The organism is Rhizobium sp. BT03 (assembly GCF_030053155.1).
Taxonomy (GTDB): Bacteria; Pseudomonadota; Alphaproteobacteria; order Rhizobiales; family Rhizobiaceae; genus Rhizobium.
Genome location: NZ_CP125640.1, coordinates 609,375 through 628,335 on the forward strand (window position 1 = coordinate 609,375; position 18,961 = coordinate 628,335).

21 protein-coding genes are annotated in these 18,961 nt (G+C 62.0%); 9 read left to right on the forward strand and 12 right to left on the reverse strand.

Translation table 11 applies throughout. The features are described 5' to 3' along the window. Positions 1-20: 20 nt before the first annotated feature. Genes QMO80_RS02935 through QMO80_RS02950 form a run of 4 tightly spaced genes read left to right on the forward strand, consistent with a single transcriptional unit; the run spans position 21 to position 4,500 of the window. Complete coding sequence (locus QMO80_RS02935; protein ID WP_283198830.1) at positions 21-1,235, forward strand: ABC transporter permease subunit; 1,215 nt, start codon at positions 21-23, stop codon at positions 1,233-1,235. Beyond that, positions 1,232-2,359: an amino acid ABC transporter permease gene (locus QMO80_RS02940; protein ID WP_283198831.1), complete on the forward strand. Its 1,128-nt coding sequence runs from the start codon at positions 1,232-1,234 to the stop codon at positions 2,357-2,359. Before QMO80_RS02935 ends, QMO80_RS02940 begins: the two co-directional genes overlap by 4 nt. 25 nt (positions 2,360-2,384) lie before the next feature. Continuing rightward, positions 2,385-3,143, forward strand: coding sequence for an amino acid ABC transporter ATP-binding protein (locus QMO80_RS02945; protein ID WP_283198832.1), 759 nt, complete (start codon positions 2,385-2,387; stop codon positions 3,141-3,143). Between the two features lie 34 nt (positions 3,144-3,177). Further along, the gene (locus QMO80_RS02950; protein WP_283198833.1) at positions 3,178-4,500 is read left to right on the forward strand and encodes a D-serine ammonia-lyase; all 1,323 of its coding nucleotides are present in this window, start codon (positions 3,178-3,180) and stop codon (positions 4,498-4,500) included. 125 nt (positions 4,501-4,625) lie between these two features. Here QMO80_RS02950 and QMO80_RS02955 read toward each other — a convergent pair whose 3' ends face one another. The 4 genes from QMO80_RS02955 to dusB all read right to left on the reverse strand — a co-directional run bounded on the left by QMO80_RS02955 (position 4,626) and on the right by dusB (position 9,780). Next, positions 4,626-5,615 carry an aldo/keto reductase gene (locus tag QMO80_RS02955; RefSeq protein ID WP_283200097.1) on the reverse strand — a complete coding sequence of 330 codons (990 nt, stop codon included), beginning with the start codon at positions 5,613-5,615 and terminating at the stop codon, positions 4,626-4,628. A 537-nt stretch (positions 5,616-6,152) separates the two neighbouring features. Next, on the reverse strand, positions 6,153-7,604 hold the full coding sequence (ntrC, locus tag QMO80_RS02960; RefSeq protein WP_283198834.1) for a nitrogen regulation protein NR(I): 1,452 nt from the start codon (positions 7,602-7,604) through the stop codon (positions 6,153-6,155). Then, positions 7,601-8,755 (reverse strand): nitrogen regulation protein NR(II), encoded by a 1,155-nt coding sequence (locus QMO80_RS02965; RefSeq protein WP_064838373.1) that lies wholly within the window; start codon positions 8,753-8,755, stop codon positions 7,601-7,603. Before QMO80_RS02965 ends, ntrC begins: the two co-directional genes overlap by 4 nt. Next, positions 8,752-9,780: a tRNA dihydrouridine synthase DusB gene (gene dusB, locus QMO80_RS02970; protein WP_283198835.1), complete on the reverse strand. Its 1,029-nt coding sequence runs from the start codon at positions 9,778-9,780 to the stop codon at positions 8,752-8,754. The genes QMO80_RS02965 and dusB overlap by 4 nt, the downstream gene beginning before the upstream one ends. Positions 9,781-9,925: 145 nt before the next feature. On the opposite strand from dusB, the gene QMO80_RS02975 reads away from it, so the two are divergent. After that, a complete protein-coding gene (locus tag QMO80_RS02975) occupies positions 9,926-11,146 on the forward strand; it encodes a bifunctional 2-C-methyl-D-erythritol 4-phosphate cytidylyltransferase/2-C-methyl-D-erythritol 2,4-cyclodiphosphate synthase (protein WP_283198836.1) in 1,221 nt (406 codons plus the stop codon). Further along, on the forward strand, positions 11,143-11,643 hold the full coding sequence (locus QMO80_RS02980; protein WP_283198837.1) for a CinA family protein: 501 nt from the start codon (positions 11,143-11,145) through the stop codon (positions 11,641-11,643). The genes QMO80_RS02975 and QMO80_RS02980 overlap by 4 nt, the downstream gene beginning before the upstream one ends. Positions 11,644-11,661: 18 nt before the next feature. On the opposite strand, the gene QMO80_RS02985 is transcribed toward QMO80_RS02980, so the two are convergent. From QMO80_RS02985 to QMO80_RS02995, 3 genes are all read right to left on the reverse strand, one after another. After that, entirely contained in the window at positions 11,662-12,114 is a 453-nt protein-coding gene (locus QMO80_RS02985; RefSeq protein ID WP_283198838.1) for a type II toxin-antitoxin system RatA family toxin, read from the reverse strand. A gap of 141 nt (positions 12,115-12,255) precedes the next feature. Further along, the gene (locus tag QMO80_RS02990) at positions 12,256-12,786 is read right to left on the reverse strand and encodes a cytochrome b (RefSeq protein ID WP_283198839.1); all 531 of its coding nucleotides are present in this window, start codon (positions 12,784-12,786) and stop codon (positions 12,256-12,258) included. Continuing rightward, positions 12,767-13,243 (reverse strand): MarR family winged helix-turn-helix transcriptional regulator, encoded by a 477-nt coding sequence (locus QMO80_RS02995; protein WP_283198840.1) that lies wholly within the window; start codon positions 13,241-13,243, stop codon positions 12,767-12,769. The genes QMO80_RS02990 and QMO80_RS02995 overlap by 20 nt, the downstream gene beginning before the upstream one ends. Positions 13,244-13,462: 219 nt before the next feature. On the opposite strand from QMO80_RS02995, the gene QMO80_RS03000 reads away from it, so the two are divergent. From QMO80_RS03000 to QMO80_RS03010, 3 genes are read left to right on the forward strand one after another with little or no spacing between them, the layout of a single operon-like run. Then, positions 13,463-14,659, forward strand: coding sequence for an IS256 family transposase (locus QMO80_RS03000; RefSeq protein ID WP_283197540.1), 1,197 nt, complete (start codon positions 13,463-13,465; stop codon positions 14,657-14,659). A gap of 20 nt (positions 14,660-14,679) precedes the next feature. Then, a complete protein-coding gene (locus tag QMO80_RS03005) occupies positions 14,680-15,075 on the forward strand; it encodes an antibiotic biosynthesis monooxygenase (protein WP_283198841.1) in 396 nt (131 codons plus the stop codon). A gap of 24 nt (positions 15,076-15,099) precedes the next feature. Further along, positions 15,100-15,546: an anthrone oxygenase family protein gene (locus QMO80_RS03010; RefSeq protein WP_283198842.1), complete on the forward strand. Its 447-nt coding sequence runs from the start codon at positions 15,100-15,102 to the stop codon at positions 15,544-15,546. A 21-nt stretch (positions 15,547-15,567) separates the two neighbouring features. On the opposite strand, the gene QMO80_RS03015 is transcribed toward QMO80_RS03010, so the two are convergent. The 5 genes from QMO80_RS03015 to lpdA form a co-directional block, all read right to left on the reverse strand. Next, positions 15,568-15,726 carry a hypothetical protein gene (locus QMO80_RS03015; RefSeq protein ID WP_283198843.1) on the reverse strand — a complete coding sequence of 53 codons (159 nt, stop codon included), beginning with the start codon at positions 15,724-15,726 and terminating at the stop codon, positions 15,568-15,570. A gap of 155 nt (positions 15,727-15,881) precedes the next feature. After that, positions 15,882-16,853 (reverse strand): lipoyl synthase, encoded by a 972-nt coding sequence (gene lipA, locus QMO80_RS03020; RefSeq protein WP_003586642.1) that lies wholly within the window; start codon positions 16,851-16,853, stop codon positions 15,882-15,884. A gap of 46 nt (positions 16,854-16,899) precedes the next feature. After that, entirely contained in the window at positions 16,900-17,148 is a 249-nt protein-coding gene (locus tag QMO80_RS03025) for a GlsB/YeaQ/YmgE family stress response membrane protein (protein WP_283198844.1), read from the reverse strand. Positions 17,149-17,161: 13 nt separating this feature from the next. Next, the gene (locus QMO80_RS03030; protein ID WP_003573335.1) at positions 17,162-17,416 is read right to left on the reverse strand and encodes a GlsB/YeaQ/YmgE family stress response membrane protein; all 255 of its coding nucleotides are present in this window, start codon (positions 17,414-17,416) and stop codon (positions 17,162-17,164) included. Positions 17,417-17,508: 92 nt separating this feature from the next. Next, positions 17,509-18,954 (reverse strand): dihydrolipoyl dehydrogenase, encoded by a 1,446-nt coding sequence (lpdA, locus tag QMO80_RS03035; RefSeq protein ID WP_283198845.1) that lies wholly within the window; start codon positions 18,952-18,954, stop codon positions 17,509-17,511. Positions 18,955-18,961 lie beyond the last annotated feature (7 nt).

The window sequence follows — 18,961 nt, forward strand, 5'->3', positions numbered from 1 at the left end:
CAAGCTCTTGGAGCCTGAACATGACAATCCACGAAACGAGTGCGATCCGCGGCATGGCAGAGAGCGATAGACTGAGGTCGCGGCGCCTGCGCAATCGCATCCGGCACGAAGCGATCCAGCTCGGAATCGTCGCTCTGGTCGTCGTGCTGCTCGGCATGCTGGCATATGCGGTCAAGGCTGGCCTTGCCGAGAAGGGCATACGATTCAGCTTCTCGTTTCTTGCCAACACCGCCGGCTTCGATATCAGCGAAGGATGGACGCTGACATCCGATGAAGGCGTCGTCCCCAACCTCGCCCAGTTCTCTTCGGAGATGTCGATCGCGTCGGCTTTCGTCACAGGCATTTTCAACACCGCGAAGATCGCACTGCTGGCAATCATCCTCAGCACGACCCTCGGAACGATGCTGGGCGTCGGCCGTCTCTCCACCAACTGGGTGGTGAGGAACCTCTGTTTCTGGATCGTCGAGTTCGTCCGCAACACGCCGCTGCTCATACAGCTCGTCTTCTGGTATTTCGCGGTCGTCCTGCGCTTTCCTCCCATGGCGTCTGCAGCAAAGCTCTACGGCGGTCTTATCGTCAGTCAGCAAGGCATATATGTTCCCACCTTGTCCTGGAGCGGCGGCGTCTCCACTCTTTCGCTCATCCTCGTCACCGCCACATGCGTGTCGGTTCTCGGAGCAGTGTTCGACCCCATCCGTGGAATGCGGCGCATATGCATTTTCGCAGCTGCCGTCTGCTTCGGGCTCCTGATCGCGACCGGCGGAATGACCGTCGATTTTCCCGTCGCCAACAAGTTCAAGGCCAGCGGTGGAACCAGCATAAGCCCTGAGATGGCGGCTCTCCTGCTTGCCGTCGTCGTGAACAGCGCTTCCTTCATTGCCGAGATCGTCCGCGGCGCGATCGACGCTCTTCCGAAGGCCCAGTGGGAAGCCGCGGGGTCGCTCGGCCTCAGCCGACGCGACACCGTCAACGACATCGTCCTTCCTCAAGTATTCCGTGTCGTTCTCCCCTCTTTCGGCAACCAGTATATCAGCCTGACCAAGAACACCGCGCTCGGGATCGCGGTCGGATATCCGGATCTGTTCAACATCTACGGCACGATCGCCAATCAGACCGGTCACAGCCTCGAAGGCATCATCATCGTCATGGCGTCCTACCTGATCCTCAGCTGGATCATCAGTTCGGCCGTGTACTGGGCGAACCGCCGTCTCAACCCAATGGGAGTGTCGCGATGATCACCGCCTCGATCAACTGGACCCGTCACAACCTCTTTGGAAAGCCTTTCGACGTCGTCCTGTCGCTACTGGTCATCCCTGGTGTTCTCTGGCTCGCCTATTCCATCTTTGACTGGGCGCTGACCACGGCACGGTGGGACATCATCGCAGCGAGCCTGCGGGTGTTGATGATTGGCATATTCCCCGCTGATCAGGCGTGGCGGGCATGGACGGCGTCAGCGATCATCGGCGCGATACTCGGCGCCGGTCTCGGCTGCGTGTTTTCGTTCAAGCCCCATCACGGTCTCGTACTCGTTGTCGTGCCGTTGCTGCTTTTGATCGTCGATCATGGCGATCCGGGCAATGCACTGCCGGCAGCAGGCGTCGTCGGCGCGACGATGCTGGGCTGGGTGCTGACGTCGTATATGCCATTGTCCAGGAAGGTGATGCCTGCCGCGGCGTTCACCGGCTTCATCGTCGTTGTGGCGGTCATGGCCTCTCCGGGCGTGGGGCTCTGGGGCGGACTTCTTCTCAGTGTGCTCCTGACGCTGGTGACGTCGGTCCTGTCTCTGCCGATCGGCATCCTGCTCGCGTTCGGACGGCAGAGCCGGCTCTCAAGTCTCAGGATCATCTGCACCTGGTACATCGAGGTGATGCGGTCGGTCCCGCTCATCCTCGTCGTTTACTGGATCTGGATCCTCATGCCGGTCCTTGCGCCGCAGTGGGGACTGGCTGACGTCGCGCGCGGCATGATCGGGTTCACGGTCTTCTATTCCGCCTACGTCGCCGAATACGTCCGCAGCGGCCTTCAGGCGGTTCCCCGCGCCCAGATCGAGGCCGCAAGGTCTCTCGGCATGAGCGAATTCGACATCAACCGCTCGATCGTTCTGCCGCAGGCGCTCCGGGTCGTGGTCGCTCCGCTGGTCGGCAACGTCCTCGATATCTTCAACTCGGCGCCGCTCGTCTTCATCATCGGACTGACGGATTTTCTCCGCGCGGGGCAGATGATCCTGGCGAATCCCCAATATGGCGACCGGACCTTCGAAGTCCTCTCGTTCCTGCTCGTCACCTATTTCCTGGTCGGCTCGATGATCACCTATGCCGCCAGAAAGCTCGAAGACCATATGGCAACGAGCGCCCGGTGAGCTGTTCCAACACGGAGACATCACGATGAACGCCATCGTCGAAATGAAAAGCATGAACAAGTTCTACGGCGCTCACCATGTGCTCAAGGACATCGATCTCGCCGTCACACGCGGTGAAGTGATGGTCATCCTCGGGGCCAGCGGCTCAGGAAAATCGACCCTGATCCGCTGCGTCAACGGCCTCGAAATGTACCAGAACGGCAGCCTCGTGGTGGACGGCTATGAAATGCCGGTCGAGGCGGACCGGAAGCTCGGCGGCGAACGCGAACTCGCGGCGATCCGCAAGGGCGTCGGCATGGTGTTTCAACAGTTCGGCCTGTTCCCGCACAAGACCGTGCTGGACAATATCACCATTGCGCCGATGCGCGTTCGCAGGAAGTCACGGGAAGAAGCCGAAGCGACCGCTGTGAAGCTTCTCGGCCGAGTCGGCCTCAAGGCGCATGCGCACAAATATGCCAGTCAACTGTCCGGCGGCCAGCAGCAACGCGTGGCCATTGCGCGCTCGCTGGCCATGGAGCCGCATGTGATGCTGTTCGACGAGCCCACCAGCGCGCTCGATCCGGAAATGGTCGGCGAAGTCCTTGATGTTATGCGGGAACTGGCCGCCGAAGGCATGACGATGATGGTCGTGACGCATGAAATGGGGTTCGCAAGAGAGGTTGCCGACCGTGTCGTCTACATCGACCAAGGTTCGATCATCGAGGTCGGAAAGCCGGACGAGTTCTTCGACAATCCGAAAAACGACCGGGCTCGCTCTTTCCTCGCCCGCGTCCTAAGACACTGACCCACCGCTGCCCGGCTCACGAATGGAAATGTCCATGAACACGATACTGCCCACGGACCCCGCTCGCGACGATGTTCTCGCGGGCCGGCCGACCCTCTGGCTCAATCCGTCCTACCGGAAACAGGCGATCGATACCTCGGACCTGCCGGTTTCGCCGGCCGACGTGGAGAGCGCGCGCCAGAACTGGCAGCGCCTGGCGCCGCTTCTTGCCACCTGCTTTCCGGAACTGAAGGATACGGGCGGCGAGATCCGCTCCGAACTGGTGGAACTCAAGGAGCTCCGCGAGGCACTCGGCTATCGAACGAGAGAGTTCGGCAATGTCTTCATCAAGGCCGACAGCCACCTGCCAGTCGCCGGCTCCATCAAGGCTCGCGGCGGCGTCTACGAGGTTTTCCTGTTTGCCGAAGGCCTCGCCCGTCAGAACGGACTGCTCGGTGACGGCGAAAATATCCGGAAGCTGGCAACCGAAGAGGCCCGCGCGATATTTTCCTGTTATACCGTGGCGGTGGGCAGCACCGGCAATCTGGGTCTCAGCGTCGGCATCGCCGCGCGCGCCCTCGGCTTCAAAGCTACGGTTCACATGTCGTCCGACGCCAAGGCCTGGAAGGTCGAGCGCCTGCGGAAGCTCGGCGTCGATGTCATCCAGCACGAGGCGGACTACACGACAGCCGTCGAAAACGCCCGCGACATCGCCGGCGCCGATCCGACGATCTATTTTGTCGACGACGAACAATCGCGGCACCTGTTCCTCGGTTACAGCGCAGCGGCGTCGGAGCTGGCAGCGCAGCTCGACGAGCGTGGGATCACCATCGACGAGGAGAACCCGCTTTTCCTCTACCTGCCATGCGGGATTGGTGGAGCGCCGGGCGGCGTCGCCTTCGGCGCCAAAGCGATCTTCGGCGACAACGTGCACGCGTTCTTCGTCGAGCCGGTTCAGTCGCCCTGCGCCCTCGTCCATATGATGTCGGGTTCGCAGGAACTGGTGTCGGTCTACGACGTCGGCCTGACGAACAAGACCGAAGCCGATGGCATGGCCGTCGCCCGCATGTCGGCCTTCGTCGCCAAGGTGATGCGAGAGATGCTCGCCGGCGTCTACACGGCCGCCGACGACGATCTGTTCAAGCTGCTTCGAATGGCGTGGATCACTCAAAGGCAGAAGCTGGAGCCCTCGGCCGCCGCCGCCTTGCTCGGCCCGGACTTCCTTTTGCGCCATAGGGAAGGCCGGCGTTTCCAAACAGTGCACGGCATCGAGAAGAAGATGTCGCGGGCGACGCACATCCTCTGGACGACAGGCGGTTCGTTCGTCCCGGAGGAGCAGTTCCAGAACTTCCTTCGTCAGGCGGAAGCCCTCGCTTAGGCCCACATGCCGAATGGTGCCACAGGCGCGGATCGTTCCCGATCCGCGCCTGTCGACCTGATGCCGCGGCCTTCAGGTCTTTGTTTTCATGCAGGTCGTTAGCGCACAGTCTCGCGCGACAGGTTCTAGAATCGACGCGGGCCTTCCGGTTTGTTTCCGACGATCCCGTCGATCCGGTCCAGCACCTCAGGTGTCATCTTCTGCCTGTGGGACAGCGCCGCGAGATTGTCCTGCAATTGGCTGGCGCGCGAGGCGCCGAGAATGACGGTGGAGACGTTGCGATTGGCAAGGCACCACAACAAGGCGAGATGGGTGATGGACAGGCCGATCTCGTCCGCAAGCTTGGCGAGTTCGCCCACCTGTTTGAGCTGGGCGCGGCCGGCATCGCTGGACCATTTCTCCTTCAGCCATTCGTAGCCCGGCAGGTTCATGCGGCTGTCGGCCGGCACACCGTTATTGTATTTGCCGGTCAGGACGCCGGAGGCGAGCGGAGACCAGATCGTGGTGCCGAGGCCGATCAGGTCGTAGAGCGGCAGATAGTCGGATTCGACCTTCTGGCGTTCGAAGATATTGTACTGCGGCTGCTCCATGGTCGGCGGCGTGATGCGCAGGTCGCGCGCCACGGCATAGGCTTCCGTCAGTTGCTGCGCCGACCATTCCGACGTCCCCCAATAGAGCACCTTGCCCTGGGCGACGAGATCGTGCATCGCCCGCACCGTTTCCTCGACCGGCGTGTCGATGTCAGGGCGGTGGCAGAAGTAGAGGTCGAGATAGTCGACCTGAAGCCGCTTCAGCGCGGCGTGGCAGGCATCGGTCACGTGCTTGCGCGACAGGCCGCGCTGCGTCGGCTTCTGGCCGCCCCAGAAGACCTTGCTCGAGACGACGAAGCTGTCGCGGCTCCAGCCAAGCGATTTCAACGCCTCGCCCATGACGATCTCGGACTTGCCGCTCTCATAGCCTTCGGCATTGTCGAAGAAGTTCACCCCATTGTCATAGGCAAGCTTCATGAGGTCGACGGCGTCGCCTCCATGGACCTGCTTGCCGAATGTGACCCACGAGCCGAACGAGAACTCGCTCACCTGCAGACCCGACTTTCCCAAACGACGATATTCCATCATGCAGCTCCCGAAAAATGTGCCGGCCGGTCACCGGCGTTGCGCGATCGATCGACGACCGACTGGCGTAATCTATGGCATGAGCGACGATATGCGAGGAGCGGAAAGAAAAAGGGCGCTCAACGACATCAGCCGGAGCGCCCGTAGCATGCAATCGACGACGTTTGCGGCGGATGTCGACAGCAGCAACGGCAGATGATGAGATTCGGAACGGATTGGCAACATGCAAATGAAACAGGGACGTTATCGCGAGCCGATCGACCCCTGTCATCCACCTGTTATCCACAGCCTATCCACAGGCGCTGGAGCTACGACCGCAGCAACTTCAATGACATTCGCCAGGCGGCAAACCGCTGGTCGCAAATGCTCTGTGACCGTTGAATGACACTGCGCTTTTGTTTGTCCGCCCGGATATAAACCGCGACCCGGCTCAGCTAGATTCAATCTCTTCCCGACCGTGGCGGCGGACGCCGGGAGGAAGTGGGCGGTGGGCAACATGAGGGCCCGCCGCCCTCTTTTCATTCAGGCAGTTTTCATTCAGGCGGTGCGGGAGCTTCTATAGACCGAAACACCGAGTTCCCTGATCTTCTTGCGCAGGGTATTGCGGTTGAGGCCGAGAAGATCGGCCGCCTTGATCTGGTTGCCGCGCGTTGCCGTGAGTGCCGCCAGGATCAGCGGATATTCCATTTCCGTCAGCACGCGGTCATAGAGGCCGGGCGGCGGCAGGTTTTCGCCGAAGCCTGAGAAATAGGTGCGCATGTTCTCCTCGACGGCTTGCGCGATCGTCATCGAACCGCTGCGGATCGGACCCTTGTCGATCGGGCTGTCGGGCACGTCGGAGCGCAGTTCCGCGTCGATGATCTCGCGGGTGATGACATCCTGCGGATAGAGCGCCATCAGCCGGCGGATGAGATTTTCTAGCTCGCGGACATTGCCCGGCCAGGCATAGGCCTTCATCAGTTCCAGCGCTTCCTGATCGAAGCGCTTGGAGCCGAGGCCTTCCTTTTCGGCCTGCTGGATGAAATGGCGCACGAGATCGGGAATATCCTCGGCGCGGTCGCGCAGCGGCGGCAGGCGCAGCGGCACGACGTTGAGGCGGTAATAGAGGTCCTCGCGGAAGAGGCCCTGGTTGATCGCCTGCTTCAGATCCTTGTTGGTGGCGGCGACGATGCGCACATCCGTGCGGATCGGCGTGCGGCCGCCGACGGTGGTGTATTCGCCCTGCTGCAGGACGCGCAGAAGCCGGGTCTGGGCGTCCATCGGCATGTCGCCGATCTCGTCGAGGAAGAGCGTTCCGCCTTCGGCCTGCTCGAAACGGCCGGTCGAGCGGGTCTGCGCGCCGGTGAAGGCGCCTTTCTCATGGCCGAAAAGTTCCGATTCGATGAGGTCGCGCGGGATCGCCGCCATGTTGATCGCAACGAAGGGGCCGTTGCGGCGCTTGCCGTAATCATGCAGCGCCCGGGCAACGAGCTCCTTGCCGGTGCCGGATTCGCCGGTGATCATCAGCGTCAGGTCCGTCTGCATCAAGCGGGCGAGCACGCGGTAGATTTCCTGCATCGCCGCCGAGCGGCCGACGAGCGGCATGCCGTCCTGCATGTCTTCTTCGAGCTTGGCCGGCTTGCGCTTCGGCTCGGCGAGCGCGCGGCCGATGATGCCGATCAGCTCGGTCAGGTCGAAGGGCTTCGGCAGGTAGTCGTAGGCGCCCTTCTCAGAGGCCTTGATGGCCGTCATGAAGGTGTTCTGCGCGCTCATGACAAGAACCGGCAGGTCGGGACGCGCCTTCTTGATGCGCGGCAAGAGGTCGAAGGCGTTCTCGTCGGGCATCACCACATCGGTGACGACAAGATCGCCTTCACCCGCCGAAATCCAGCGCCAGAGGGTAGCGGCGTTGGAGGTGATGCGAACGTCATAGCCGGCGCGGCTCAAAGCCTGGTTGAGCACGGTCCGGATGGCCGCATCATCATCTGCAACGAGGATCGTGGCTGTCATCGAGAAGGTCCTGTCGAGCTTGCGGAAGAGGCGTCTTCAAGCGAGGCGTCCTTCGACGCCGGCATAAGAACGCGGAATGTCGTGCGGCTGTTCTGGCTGTCGCATTCGATGATGCCGCCGTGATCGCCGATGATCTTGGCGACCAGCGCCAGGCCGAGGCCGCTGCCGTTCGTCTTGGTGGTGATGAAGGGATCGAAGAGATGCGGCAGCAGATCGGCAGGAACGCCGGGGCCGTTGTCGTGCACGCAGAATTCCAGCGGCAGCGAGATTTTTTCACGGGTGCCGGCGACGGAGAGACGGATGCCGGGGCGATAGGCCGTCGTCAGCAGGATCTCGCCGTCCGGCCGATCGCCCACGGCTTCGGCGGCGTTCTTCACCAGATTGAGGAAGACCTGCACTAGCTGGTCGCGATTGGCATAAACGGCCGGCAGCGACGGGTCGTAGCTCTCGGTAACGCGGATGTTGCGGGCAAAACCCGCCTTGGCGACGGCCTTCACGTGATCGAGCACGGAATGGATGTTGACCGGCATGCGGTCGACCGGGCGTTCGTCGGAAAAGACTTCCATACGATCGACCAGCGAGACGATGCGGTCGGTCTCGTCGCAGATCAGCCGGGTCAGCGCCCTGTCGTCGTCGACCGCGGATTGTTCGAGCAGCTGAGCGGCGCCGCGGATGCCGGAGAGCGGGTTCTTGATCTCATGCGCCAGCATCGAGGCGAGACCGGTGACCGAGCGGGCGGCGGCGCGATGCGTCAGCTGCCGGTCGATCTTGTCGGCCATCGAGCGTTCCTGAAAGACGATGACGACGGCGCCGGGCTCGCTGAGCACCGGGGCGACGTAGAGATCGACGAGCTTGTCCTGGCCGAGGCGGGGCGAACTCAGGTCGACGCGATATTCGTTGACCGGCGCCTTGCGCTCCCGCACCTGGTCGATCAGGGCGAGCAGCGGGCTGCCGAAGGGAATGAAGGTCGAGATGCGATAACGCGCCAGATGCGGGGCGCTGGCGCCGAAGAAGGCCTCCGCCTCCCAATTGGCGAAAACGACGAAGCCGGATTCGTCGACCATGACGACGGGGTTCTGGATGGCGTTGAGCACGGCCATGGCGACGGTTCCGCCGGCGTGATCGGGCGGAGAAGTCGTATCCTTCGTCATGCCGCCTCCCGGCTGTCGACAACACCCGATGCCAATGCCTGATAAAGGGCCTGATAAAGGCGTGCGGCCACCTCGCGCGGATCGCGGGAGGTCATGATCGCAGCCTTATCGCCGCCGGCGAGATCAGGGGCGAAACGATCGAGATACCAGCCGAGATGCTTGCGGGCATGGCGGATCGCCACCGCCTCTCCGTAGAAATCCAGCATCATCGCGTAATGTTCGACAGCGATATCGGCGATCTCCTGGGGTCGCGGCGCGGCGGCACCAGCAATGACGCCGGCATGCCATGGCCTGCCCTGGCAACCCCGGCCCATCATCACGGCATCGGCGCCGGAGCGGCGCAATATTTCCTGCGCGTCCTCTGCAGTTTCGACATCGCCATTGGCGATCAGCGGAACCGAGATGACCTCGCGGACGGGACGGATCGCGTCCCAATCGGCGCGGCCTTCGTAAAACTGCATGCGGGTGCGTCCATGAATGGTCACGAGCTGAATGCCGGCCGCTTCGGCGCGGCGCGCAATCTCAGGCGCGTTGATCGAATTCTCGTCCCAGCCGAGGCGCATCTTCAGCGTCACGGGAATATCGACGGCCTTGACCGTCGCCTCGATCAGGCCGAGCGCATGATCGGGATCGCGCATCAGCGCCGAGCCGGAGTAACCGCCGATCACCTTCTTTGCCGGGCAGCCCATGTTGATGTCGATGATATCGGCACCGTGATCGGCAGCGATCTTCGCGGCCTCGGCCATCCAGTGCGCCTCCCTGCCGGCAAGCTGCACCATATGCGGCCGGAAGCCGGCGGCCCTGAGCCGCGACCAGGATTCGGCCGTGTCGTTGACCAGTTCGCGGCTCGCCACCATTTCGGTGACGACAAGGCCGGCGCCGAAGCGCCAGGCGAGCTCGCGGAAAGGCATGTCCGTGACGCCGGACATCGGCGCCAGCACGACACGGTTCCGCACCGATACGGGTCCGATTCGGAAAGGCGCTGCGAGGTCCTTGGAAATCAAATGATTATCTTTCGGGCACACTGTGGAACTGCATGATTTTTAGCCATTGTTCCCTTGCTTGCCAAGGGGGCTCTGATCGAAATCGATATTTTTCGGGCGGATGCTGGAAAAGGCCAATGCAAGACGTTAGAGCACTCGGGTCAATTCCGCATATTTTAGGGGATTTATGCTGCAAATGCCTTCTAAGCAACCGATATCGGCTGGAATTGTCATCGTCGCCGCCGGCCGCGGCGAGCGTGCAGGCTCCTCCAAGGAAGGCCCCAAGCAGTATCGCCTGATCGGCGGCAAGCCGGTTATCGCCCATACGCTTGAAAACTTCATGACGTGGGGGCCGGCGACCGAGATCGTCGTCGTTATTCATCCTGATGACGAGGCACTGTTTGCAAAGGCGTTGCGCCACATCGTCTCGGCAACCCCGATCGAAACCGTGCATGGCGGGGCGACCCGGCAGCAATCCGTGCTGGCGGGGCTGCGACATCTCAAGGGCAAGCAAATCAGCCATGTGCTGATCCATGACGCGGTGCGGCCGTTCTTCGACCATGTGCTTCTCGACCGCATCGCCGAGAACCTTGGCGACGGCGCGGCCGCTGTCCTGCCGGCGACACCCGTGACCGACACGCTGAAACGCGCCGACAGCATTGGCGCCGTGCTGACGACGGTGTCGCGCGAGCACCTCTACGCCGCGCAGACGCCGCAATCCTTCGCCTTCGAAACGATCCTCGACGCGCATGAAAAGGCAGCGGCGAGCGGGCGCAGCGATTTCACCGACGATGCCTCGATCGCGGAATGGGCGGGCATTCCGGTAACGATCGTCGAGGGCACGGCCGATAACGTCAAACTGACGGTGAAGAAGGATATCGCCATGGCCGACGACAAACTGTCGACGTCGCTGCTTCCTGATGTGCGCACCGGCAATGGCTACGACGTGCACCAGCTCGTAGCGGGCGATGGCGTGACGCTCTGCGGCGTGTTCATTCCGCACGACCAGAAGCTGAAAGGCCATTCGGATGCCGACGTCGCGCTGCATGCGCTGACCGACGCGCTGCTCGCCACCTGCGGCGCCGGCGATATCGGTGACCATTTCCCGCCCTCCGACCCGCAATGGAAGGGAGCGGCGTCGCGCATCTTCATCGAGCATGCCGCCGCAATCGTCCGCGAGCGCGGCGGCACGATCATGAATGCCGATGTCTCGCTGATCGCCGAGGCGCCGAAGGTCGGCCCGCATCGCGAGGCCATGCGGGCGAAATTGTCGGAATATCTCGGCATCGAGATCGAGCGCTGCTCGGTCAAGGCGACAACCAACGAGACGATCGGCTTCGTCGGCCGGCGCGAAGGCATCGCGGCGATCGCCACGGCGACCGTCGTCTATCGCGGGGGGAAACGATGAGCCTTTTTCCCGAGGACATTCTGTCGGCGGCGCAGACAATCATCCGTGACTTCACGGCCGCGGGGCTGATGATCTCGACCGCCGAATCCTGCACTGGCGGGCTGATATCAGGCGCGCTGACCGAGATATCGGGATCGTCGGCGGTCGTCGACCGGGGCTTCGTCACCTATACGAACACGGCAAAGACCGAGCTGCTTGGGGTCCAGGCGGAAACATTGCTGCGTTTCGGGGCGGTGTCCGAGGAAACGGCGCGGCAGATGGTGCATGGCGCCCTCTTCCGCTCGCGTGCCGACATCGCCGTCGCCGTCACCGGCATTGCCGGCCCCGGCGGCGGATCGGCCGAAAAGCCGGTCGGCCTCGTGCATCTCGCCGCCCAATCGCGCGCCGGCGCGCTCATCCATCGGAAAATGCTCTATGGCGATATCGGCCGCAGCGAAGTTCGGCTGGCAACGGTCCGGACGGCGCTGGAGATGGTGCGTTCGCTCCTGACGCCCTGACGGTGCTGCAGCCGCCCCTCAGGCCGCCGTGTAGATCTTGCTCGCGCGCGTCTCGAAGGCTTCGGTGAACATGCGGAAGGCGCGGTCGAACATCGAGCCCATCAATGCCCCGAGAATGCGGCTCTTGAACTCGTAGTCGATGAAGAAATCGACGGTGCAGCCGCCGGTCGGCGTCTCGGCGAAATGCCAGCGGTTGTCGAGATATCTGAACGGGCCGTCGATATATTTGACCTCGATGACGCGCTCGGCCCGGTTCAACAGCACCTGCGTCGTGAAGGTCTCGCGGATCGCTTTGTAGCCGACGGTCATATCGGCCACGAGCAGGATCTTGCCGTCACGCTCTTTGCGGCTTCTGACCGACAGCGCCTCGCAAAGCGGCAGGAACTCGGGATAACGTTCGACATCGGCAACGAGATCGAACATCTGGTCGGGCGTATGCGGGACGGAACGGTGCGTTTCGAAGTGCGGCATAGGCGGCACTTAAGCGGCTGCGCCAAGAAGATCAAGAAGCTGGCGCATCCGACGGCGGGATTTTAGCTGAGAACGGGGCGACGGCGGCGCGACTATCTCGTCGCAAGCGCTAGCAGGGCGCTGAGATGCAGATTTTCGGTCTCAGCGCCCATACCACATACGCCGGAGCAACCTGTCGCTGCGGACGAACTGATGGAACAGCGCCGCTCCAACATGTGCGGAAAGCAGTGCCAGCAGAAGATTTGCCCCAAGCCCATGCGGCAGGCGCGGCGGATAGAGGTGGAAGTTCGGCAGTTCCGTGCCGGCACCGAATATGGCTTGCGCCGCGCCGCTCAGCGCGATCATGCCGATGCCGCTCGCAATCATGCCCAGGATGACCACGTAGAAGGCAAGATGCACAGTGCGCGCCAGCCGCTCTTGCCACAAGGGCGCGCCCTGAACAGGCAGCGGCTTCCTGTCGAAAAGCCACCACCAGACGATGCGGCACACAGTCAGCAGAAGAACCATGATCGCCGCTGGGATATGGACACGAAGAAGCGTCGCCTTTGCGACCGGTTCGACGATGTTGCTTGCTCGGAAGCCGGAGACCAGGGCAACGAGCAGGAATATGGCGGTCAGCCAATGCAGGGTGATGGCGATGGCGCCGTAGCGATCAGTCGTGCTTTTCAGCATCAATTTCTCCTTCGAGACTGTTGCGCAGCCTCGTCATGACGCGATGCGCGGTTTGGATTTCGGCAAGTGAAAGCCCTCCGGCCATGGCATTGACCCTCGGATTGTAAGCAGCGATCGCGGCATCGTAAGCTTGCTGTCCTTTCCCGGTCAGCACGACGAGCTGCGCCCGCCGGTGATGCGGGTTGGGTTCGAATGCGACCAGCCCTTCTCCATGCAGATCATTGACGATGCGCTGCACGTTCTGGCGGTTAGCGCCGAGGTCCCGGGCCAGCCATGCCACCGGCTGCGGCCGATCCGCATGCACGATCGCCCCCAATATCTGCCAGCGTGCGCTGGTCAGCCCGTAGGGCGCCACAAGTCGATCTCCCCAGGTCAAGGTCAAGTTGTTCACCCGAAACATCGAGAGGATCAGATCCGTCAAGGCCTCACCTATCGGGGTTCGCGTCGCTTCCTTCATTTGTCACCATCTATCTTTATTGACATCATTATGTCAAGTTATTATGTGTGCACTACACCAGATTGACATCATTATACCAACTCGACAGGAGTCTGTAATGACGCACATGCAACCACTTGATGCGATCGTGTCCCAGGGAGTGGTGTAGCTGGATTTCATAGCCATCGGTGATTTCCGGTAGGGTCGGGTTGCTTAGAGCCAACCTGAAGGACTCCACCGATGACCGACGACATGATGAACCTACGCTCACTCGTTGAGAAGAGCGCTGACGCCGATTTGCTGCGCGAGATGATCGGCTTTGCTGCCGAGAAACTGATGGCGCTGGAAGTCGGCACGAAGACCGGTGCGGGCTATGGCGAGAAGAATGGCTTTCGACTTGCCCAGCGCAACGGCTACCGCGACCGAGACTGGGAGACGCGGGCGGGCACCGTCGAGCTGCGCATTCCCAAGCTTCGTACCGGCAGCTATTTCCCGAGCTTCCTTGAACCACGCCGTATGGCCGAGAAGGCTCTGACGGCGGTTATTCAGGAGGCCTATATCCAGGGCGTTTCGACCCGCTCGGTTGATGACCTCGTCAAGGCGATGGGCATGTCGGGCATTTCCAAGAGCCAGGTCTCCCGGCTGTGCGAGGAGATCGACGAGAAGGTGAAGGCCTTTCTCGACCGGCCTATCGAGGGCGAATGGCCCTATCTGTGGATCGATGCTACCTACCTGAAGGTCCGGCGTGGCGGGCGCATCGTCTCTGTTGCAGTCATCATCGCCGTCGGCGTCAACACCGACGGCCGACGCGAAGTGCTCGGCATGGAGATCGGCACGTCCGAGGCCGAGGCGATCTGGACGGAATTCCTGCGCAAGCTGACCAGGCGGGGTCTGCGTGGCGTCAAGCTCGTCGTCTCCGATGCCCATGAGGGCATCAAAGCCGCAGTATCGAAGGTGCTCTGCGCCACCTGGCAGCGCTGCAGGGTCCACTTCATGCGCAATGCTTTGGCCCATGCTGGAAAGAGCGGACGGCGCGTCGTCTCCGCCTTCATTGCCACGGCCTTCGCTCAAGACACGCCGGAGGCGGCAAGCACTCAGTGGCGCAACGTCGCCGACCAGATCAGGCCAAAGGTCCCGAAGCTTGCCAGTTTGATGGACAACGCTGAGCAAGACGTACTCGCCTACATGACCTTTCCCAAGCAGCATTGGGCCAAACTTCACTCGACCAACCCGATTGAGCGATTGAACGGCGAGATCAAGCGGCGGACAGAGGTCGTCGGCATCTTCCCCAACGACGACGCCATCGTGCGCCTGGTCGGTGCGCTGCTGCTCGAACAGAATGATGAATGGGCCGTCCAGCGATCTCGCTATATGACCCTTGAGACAATCGCTACGATGAGCGATGATCCACTCATCAGCCTGCCAGCAGCAAGCTGACACTCATCCGGCCCTCTGGGATGAGCCGTGGCCGTCTAAGCTACACCACTCCCTGGGACACGATCCTTGATGCGAATTTTCCCATCCAGCGCCAGATCGATATCGATGCTGCCCCGGTCGTGCTGATCAACCTTTTCACGCTCGATCCCGCTGATGAGCCGCGTTTCCTCGAAGTCTGGAGCCGCGATGCCGAGTTTATGAAGCGACAGCCGGGCTTCATCTCGACTCAACTCCATCGAGCACTCGGCGAGAGCGTGACCTACCTGAACTATGCGGTGTGGGAATCGAACGAGGCATTCCGAGCTGCCTTCAATCATCCCGACTTTCGCGCCCAGGTCGCTGCATATCCGGCATCCGCCGTCGCCAGGCCGCACCTGTTTCAGAAGGTCGCCGTATCCGGCATCTGCACAGCTTGAGGGCCATGAAAGGGAAGATATCACATGTCACTGCTGTTCAGAATCATGGCAATCGCCGGTCCCGCAGGGTTCGGGGGCGTCATGCTTGCCATCGGCATCATTCTTGGCGGACATTGGAAGAGCCTGCCTCCCGCCGATTTCCTTGACTTGTTCGGCAGATATGGCGGCTTTATCCAACGCGCCATTCCACTCGTCGTTATCCCAACACTGATCGGGCTGGCCGGCATGCTCTGGATCGACTGGAACAATGCGGCAACCCGCAATCTCTGGCTTGCCGAGGCGGGCTGTATCGCCGCCATCCTCGTGCTGACAATGGCTTATTTTGCGCCTAGCAATGACGCTTTCGCTGCGAGGGCCGTGGCCGTCGACCAGGCTTCGGCGAAGCTCGATACCTGGCTGTTCGTTCACAACTTCCGCATCGCCCTTGCCTTTGCCGCCTCCTCGCTCGGAGTGTGGGCTCTCAGCCGATGAAAGGAAACGCCGCGCCGAGAATCATTCTTCCCGGTGCGGGTTTGGGCGACTGCTGCCGGGGCAGCCGATCACCAGGATACGGCGGGCTTCGGCCAGCGTCGATTTCAACCCGGATGCACTCTTCATCGGCGACCGCCCAAAGAAGAACCGCGGCAGAATCGCCGCGGTCAGCTTGTTCACCAACCTCGCTCTCACTGGATGTCGTCCTCGGCCTTGCCGAGGATCTGCTGCGCATCGACCGGCGGCAGATGCCCGGGACAAGCCCGAGCACGACCAAGGAGAGGTTGGCAGACATTTCGCCAGCAGCCTGACCGTGGGCGAAAGGTTGCGAAATCTTACTCGGCTGCCATCAACAGCTTCTTTTCCCGAGCCGCTCTCAGCCGCGCGAAGTCGTCGCCGGCGTGGTGGGAGGAGCGGGTCAGCGGGCTGGAGGCGACCATCAGGAAGCCCTTGCTGTAGGCGACCGTCTCGTAGGACTTGAACTCGTCCGGGGTGACGAAGCTTTCGACCTTATGGTGCTTGCGGGTCGGCTGCAGGTACTGGCCGATCGTCAGGAAGTCGACATCGGCGGTGCGCAGGTCGTCCATCAGCTGCAGCACCTCGTTTCGCTCCTCGCCGAGGCCGACCATGATGCCCGACTTGGTGAACATGGTCGGGTCGAGTTCCTTCACCCGCTGCAGCAGGCGGATGGAATGGAAATAGCGGGCGCCGGGGCGAACCGTGAGGTAATTGCCAGGGACGGTTTCCATATTGTGGTTGAAGACGTCGGGCTTGGCGGCGACGACGCGCTCCAAGGCACCCGGTTTCTTCAGGAAGTCCGGCGTCAGGATTTCGATCGTCGTTGCCGGCGAGGCCGCACGGATCGCCCAGATCACCTTTTCGAAGTGTTCGGCGCCGCCATCCTCCAGGTCGTCGCGGTCGACCGAGGTGATGACGACGTGGGATAGGCCCATCTCCTTGACGGCTTTGGCGACATTCTCCGGCTCTGCCATGTCGAGCGCGTTCGGCTTGCCGGTGGCGACGTTGCAGAAGGCGCAGGCGCGGGTACAGATCTCGCCCATGATCATGAAGGTGGCGTGTTTCTTGTCCCAGCACTCGCCGATATTCGGGCAGCCGGCTTCCTCGCAGACGGTGACGAGCTTGTGCTCCTTCACGATCGCGCGCGTCTCGGCATAACCCTTGGAGGTCGGCGCCTTGACGCGGATCCAGTCCGGCTTGCGCATGACTTCCGTATCCGGCCGATGCGCCTTCTCCGGATGGCGCACGCGCTTGGCGTCGGGATTGATCGTGTCGAGAATGGTCACCATTGCAGTTTCAGCTTTCTACCGCCCCTATGCGGCAAATCATCAGGACCTAGCGCCGCACCAGCCGCGCAAGGAATATCAGCAGGCATGCGCCAAGGAAACCCGTGACGAAATAACCGAGCCGTCCGCTGGCGAGCTGGACATGGAACTGGGCGAGGATGGCGGTTGCAACGACCGAGCCGACGATGCCGAGCACGATATTCAGGAAAATCCCGTACCGCGCGTCCATCAACTTGCCGGCGAGCCAGCCTGCAAGCCCGCCGATGATGATTGCCGAAATCCAGCCCACGCCTTCCATCCCTGCCCTACCTTTAAGCGACCGCCCTGGCGATCAGCACCACGATAATGGCGCCGACGGTGGCGTGGATGATCTGAACCACCAGCGCATTGTCGATGCCCAGCGAAATGCCGAGCGCGCTGAACAGATAACCGCCGACGAAGGCGCCGATGATGCCGCTCAGCAGGCATCTGATCAAGCCGCCGCCACCGACGACCAGACTTGCGAGGAAGCCTGCAACCAGGCCGATCAGCAAAAACACCAGCAACGCCTGCGTCTCCATAGACATGATGATTTCCTTTCATCTTTTCCACCCCGGAGTGGCTTTCCACTCCTGGAGTAAATTTCCACCCCGGACAAAGAGGGCGGCCCCGGAAATTATCAAGCGTTCAGCACGCGGCCATAGGCATCCAGCACCGCTTCCTTCATCGTCTCGGAGACCGTCGGATGCGGGAAGATGGTGTGCATCAGCTCTTCCTCGGTCGTCTCGAGGTTCATCGCCACGACGAAGCCCTGGATGAGCTCTGTAACTTCGGCGCCGACCATGTGGGCGCCGAGCAGTTCGCCGGTCTTCTTATCGAAGATCACCTTGACCATGCCCTGGTCTTCGCCGAGCGCGATCGCCTTGCCGTTGGCGGCGAAGGAGAAGCGGCCGACGCGGATGTCGCGGCCCAGCTCCTTGGCCTTGGCTTCGGTGATGCCGACGGAAGCGACCTGCGGGTTGCAATAGGTGCAGCCCGGGACCTTGCCCTTGTCGGTCGGATGAACGTTCGGCAGGCCGGCGATCTTCTCGACGCAGACCACACCCTCATGCTCGGCCTTGTGGGCCAGCATCGGCGGACCGGCGACATCGCCGATCGCATAGATGCCGACGACATTGGTCTTGCCGTAGCCGTCGGCAACGACGCAGCCGCGGTCGGTCTTGATGCCGAGCGCTTCGAGGCCGAGATTTTCGATGTTGCCCTGAACGCCAACGGCGGAGATCATCCGATCGGCGGTGATCTGCTGCACCTTGCCATCTGCCGTCTCGACATGGGCGGTGATGCTGCCCGCACCCTTCTCGACCTTCGTGACCTTGGCGCTGGTGAAGATCTTGAGGCCGCGCTTTTCCAGCTGCTTGCGGGCGATGGCGGTGATTTCGGCGTCCTCGACCGGCATGATCGTCGGCATGACTTCAACGACCGTGACGTCGACGCCCATCGAGCGGTAGAAGCTGGCGAATTCGATGCCGATCGCGCCCGAGCCCATGACGATCAGCGACTTCGGCAGCGCATCCGGCTTCAGCGCCTCGAAATAGGTCCAGATCAGCTTGCCATCAGGCTCGATGCCGGGCAGCGCGCGCGGGCGGGCGCCGGTCGCGATGATGATGTGCTTGGCACTATAGGTGCCCTCGCCCTTGACGTTTTTCGGCAGCGGATGCTGCGGCTCGACCACAGGCTTCGAGGACTTGCCGACGACGATCTCGCCGGGCTTTGAAAGCTTCGCCTCACCCCAGATGATGTCGATCTTGTTCTTCTTCATCAGGAAGCCGACGCCGGCATTCAGGCGGGCGGAAACGGCGCGTGAGCGGCCGACGACGGCCTTGGCATCCGGCTTGACCGAGCCTTCGAGAACGAGGCCGAAATCCTTGAAATGATTGGCATGGTCGAGCACCTCGGCCGAACGCAGCAGCGCCTTTGTGGGGATGCAGCCCCAGTTCAGGCAGATGCCGCCCATATGCTCGCGCTCGACGATCGCGGTCTTGAGCCCGAGCTGGCTGGCGCGAATGGCGGCGACATAGCCGCCCGGGCCCGAGCCGATGATGATGACGTCGTAGGATTCAGCCATGTGTGTC